This is a genomic window from Rhodanobacter sp. DHG33, from assembly GCF_014843005.1.
In the GTDB taxonomy this organism is placed as follows: Bacteria; Pseudomonadota; Gammaproteobacteria; order Xanthomonadales; family Rhodanobacteraceae; genus Rhodanobacter_A.
In genome coordinates this window covers 1-3,767 of record NZ_JACYXM010000015.1, presented here as the reverse complement: position 1 = coordinate 3,767, position 3,767 = coordinate 1, and the positions used below count along the sequence as shown (strand labels likewise).

General features: G+C 60.7%; 1 protein-coding gene. It reads left to right on the top strand.

Annotation, left to right across the window (positions count from 1 at the left end; translation table 11 throughout):
• The first annotated feature begins 542 nt into the window (after positions 1-542).
• Positions 543-3,653 (top strand): TonB-dependent receptor, encoded by a 3,111-nt coding sequence (locus IHE46_RS16690; protein WP_192166045.1) that lies wholly within the window; start codon positions 543-545, stop codon positions 3,651-3,653.
• Positions 3,654-3,767: the final 114 nt, after the last annotated feature.

Below are 3,767 nucleotides of genomic sequence, written 5' to 3'. Positions count from 1 at the left end.
CGCCGCCCATCAGGCAGGCGACTCCGTAAAGAAATTGGGCGTCGGTATGCCCGGGGTCTTTCGCAATAATTTGCGCCAGCGCGCGCTGGGCAAGATCGACCCTCCCCTGGTTGAGCGCTTTGCCGGCTTCTGCGAGCAATTCGCCATTGGACGGCGAATGGAAAGGAGGGGGTGACATCGACGGAGGCCATCTTGGGATGACCTGAGAGGGTGTGCGGCTGTCGAAATTTGGACGAATGTGGTGGCTGAGAACACCTGGAAATCGAAAGAATATGCGAATTCCGCAATTATTAAATGTTGACTTTATGTTAGAGCGTTGCGTAATGTTAAGGCGCAAGGGTTTGCGGTGCGAGGCAAGCTGGCTGTAAGGGGGTTATTCAAGTTGCGCTATCAGGGCGGCAGCGCATGTCGGAAAACTGGCCTTGCCATGTTTTCTTGCATCTTGAGTCGTCATTTTTTACTGGGGAGTTTTCGATCTCATGAATATCCAGAAATCCAATAGCGAAATGCGTCGTTCGGCATTCCGTCGGACTGCGTTGGCCATGGCTGTTGTAGCTGGCGTCGGCATGACCGGCCAGGTGCTGGCGCAGGCCACCACCGGTTCCGTGTTTGGTACCGCGCCAGTGTCATCCGGCGAGACGGTCCGCGTCGTCAACAATCAGACTGGCCTGACCCGCGAAGTAGCAGTCGGCAACGACGGCCGCTACGGCGCGAACCAGTTGCCAGTGGGTGACTACACCGTGTCGCTGGTGCAGAACGGCAGCGTGGTAGCCACGCGTGAGCATGTGCAGGTGAGCGTGGCTGGCGGCACGCCAGTGGCGTTTGCGGCAACCGAAGCCGGCAAGAACGTGCAGAACCTCTCCAGCGTCACGGTCACGGCCAACTCGCTGCCGGCGATCGACGTATCCTCGACCCGCCAGACCTCGGTGATCACCGCCCAGCAGTTGAAGCAGCTGCCGCTGGCACGCAACGCCGAGTCCATCGCTGTGTTGGCGCCTGGCGTTGCAGGTGGCAACGCCAGCCTGGGTACCGGTCCGGCTGGTACCCCGCTGATCTCCTTCGGCGGCGATTCGACGGCGGAGAACGCTTACTACATCAACGGCTTCAACACCACCGACCCGGTAGGCAACGCGGGCGGTATCGCCCTGCCGTACTTCGCCATCGCCGAGCAGCAGACCATCACTTCGGGCTACGGCGCCGAATACGGCCGCTCCACCGGCGGCGTGATCAGCCAGATCGGTCATCGGGGCGGCAACGATTTCCACGCTGGCGTCTATGTCACCTGGGCGCCGTCCTGGGCGCAAAGCGGTTACGACAATATCTACTATGCGAACCCGGCGTCGACCACACCGGGCCAGCAACCAGGCGACATATTCGTCAACCGCCGCCAGAACAGCGATTGGAGCACGGTCTACGACGCCTACCTGTCCGGTCCGCTGATCAAGGACAAGCTGTTCTTCTACATCACGGCCGAGGCCCAGCACGACAGCAGCAAGGCCACCGGTTCGGTCGATTCGCCGTACTACAACTCGCACAGCACCAGCTTGCCCAAGTTCTACGGCAAGCTGGACTGGAACATCAACGACAGCAACACGCTGGAGGCCACCTACGCCTCGAGCAAGCTCGAAGACCTCTCGAACAACGCCTACAACTACGACTACAGCACGAACACCATTGGCAGCTACTACGGCATCAACAATCCGCTGTACTCGAGCAAGTTCGACATCGGCATCCTGAAGTACACCTCGTACATCACCGACAACCTCACGCTGAGCGTGCTGGCCGGCAAGATGAAGAGCACGTATTTCGCCCAGCAAGTGGCCTATCCGGGCTTCGACCCGTTGCTGGCGGGCGTGTCTGGCGTTGCAAGCCAGAACCCGACCGTTCCCGGCACCGGCAATCAGAACAACAACGCGCTTACCATCCCTTCTCCGGATCACCGGTCCAGCGAGAACAACTTCCGTCTGGACCTCGACTGGAAGCTGGGTGACCACGACCTGAAGTTCGGCATCGACAACATGCGCAGTACGGACATCAGCGACGGCAGCATGAGCGCCGGTCCGGGGTATTACTGGATCTACGGCAAGGAAGGGGCGAAGAACTTCTCCTCGCCTACTTTGTCGTGCAACGCATTGGGCCAGTGCGTCGACAACCCGATCAACTACCCCAATGGCGGCGCGGTGGGCACCGGCTCCACTGCGAACAGCTACTACGTCGTGAAGCGGACCTATGGCGGCGTGGCCTCGTTCACGGTGGAGCAGAAGGCGCAATACATCGAGGACAACTGGCAGGTCACCCCGAACCTGCTGTTGAACCTGGGTCTGCGCAATGACCAGTTCACCAACTACAGCGCTGGCAATCAGCCTTACATCAGGGAAACCTCGCCGCAGTGGCAGCCGCGCCTGGGCTTCAGCTGGGATATCTTCGGCGACAGCAGCGCCAAGCTGTACGGCAACGTGGGGCGTTACTACCTTGCCTTGCCCACGGGCCTCGGCGTGCGCATGGCAGGCGCCAACGCCTACCTCAATGAGTACTACACCTATTCATCCATCGATTCGAACGGCATTCCGCAGGGCCTGACCCAGGTTCACACGAGCGCGACGCCATACTCGCCCGACGGCGAGTACGGCACGCCGAAGGACCCGAAGACGATTGCCGCCTCGGATCTGAAGCCGATGTACCAGGACGAGTACGTGCTGGGCTTCCAGAAGACGCTTAACGCGTTCGGCCAGTCGCTGGTCTGGACCTCGCAGGCGACCTATTCGAGGATGAACAACATCATCGATGACACTGGCACTGTCTCGATGCCTGCCGACGCGGATCCGACCGCGTTCCAGACGGACATCCTGGTCAACCCAGGGCGTAGCAACACTGTGCGCTACCTGGCGACCGATGGTACCTACAAGACCTACATTTGGAATCCGCACACTGCGTCAGCTGCGGGGAATGTCGTGGGCTTCCCCGCTGCGTTCCGTAAGTACTACAGCCTGGAAGAAGCGCTTGAGCATCCGTGGGACGGCAAGTGGATGGGCAAGATCGACTACGTGTTTGCCAAGAGCTACGGCACCACGGAAGGCCCGACGTATTCGCCGCTCGGCCAGAACTCCAATGCCTCGGCTGCTGCGGGTGGCGGCCAGTCCGCCTCGATCAGCGAAGCCTGGGACTTTCCCGAGCTGATGCAGTATGCCAACGGCGAGCTGCCGAATTCGCATCGCCACACGCTGAAGGCCTATGGCACCTATGCGATCACGCCCGAGTGGCTGGTCAGCGGTCTGTACATCGTCCAGTCGGGTGCGCCGATCACCTGCCTGGGTGCCTGGGGGCCGGGCCAGACCGATCCGGACGGCTACGGTGAGGCTTATCACTGGTGCGATGGCCAGCCGTCGCCTCCTGGCAAGGCCGGTCGTTTGCCCTGGACCCATAAGCTCGACCTCTCGATTAGCTACATCCCGGAATGGGCCGGCAAACATCTGACTCTCCAAGTTCAGGTCCAGAACGTGTTCAACGAGCAGCACGACACGGCTTACGTCGTTACCCACGATGGCGTGGGCGGCGCACCGGATACCTCGTACAAGCTGCCGGTCGGCGGAGTGACGGGCTATGCGGTGGAGCTTCCGCGCTATGCCGAGTTCAGCGTGAAGTACGACTGGTAAGGCGCATTCTCCAACCTCATGCCGCTGCGACTGGCGGCATGAGGGAAGGGAAGATGAAACGAACAAGGCCGCCGGGTAACCGGCGGCCTTGTTCGTTTCAACCTATTCGTCTCA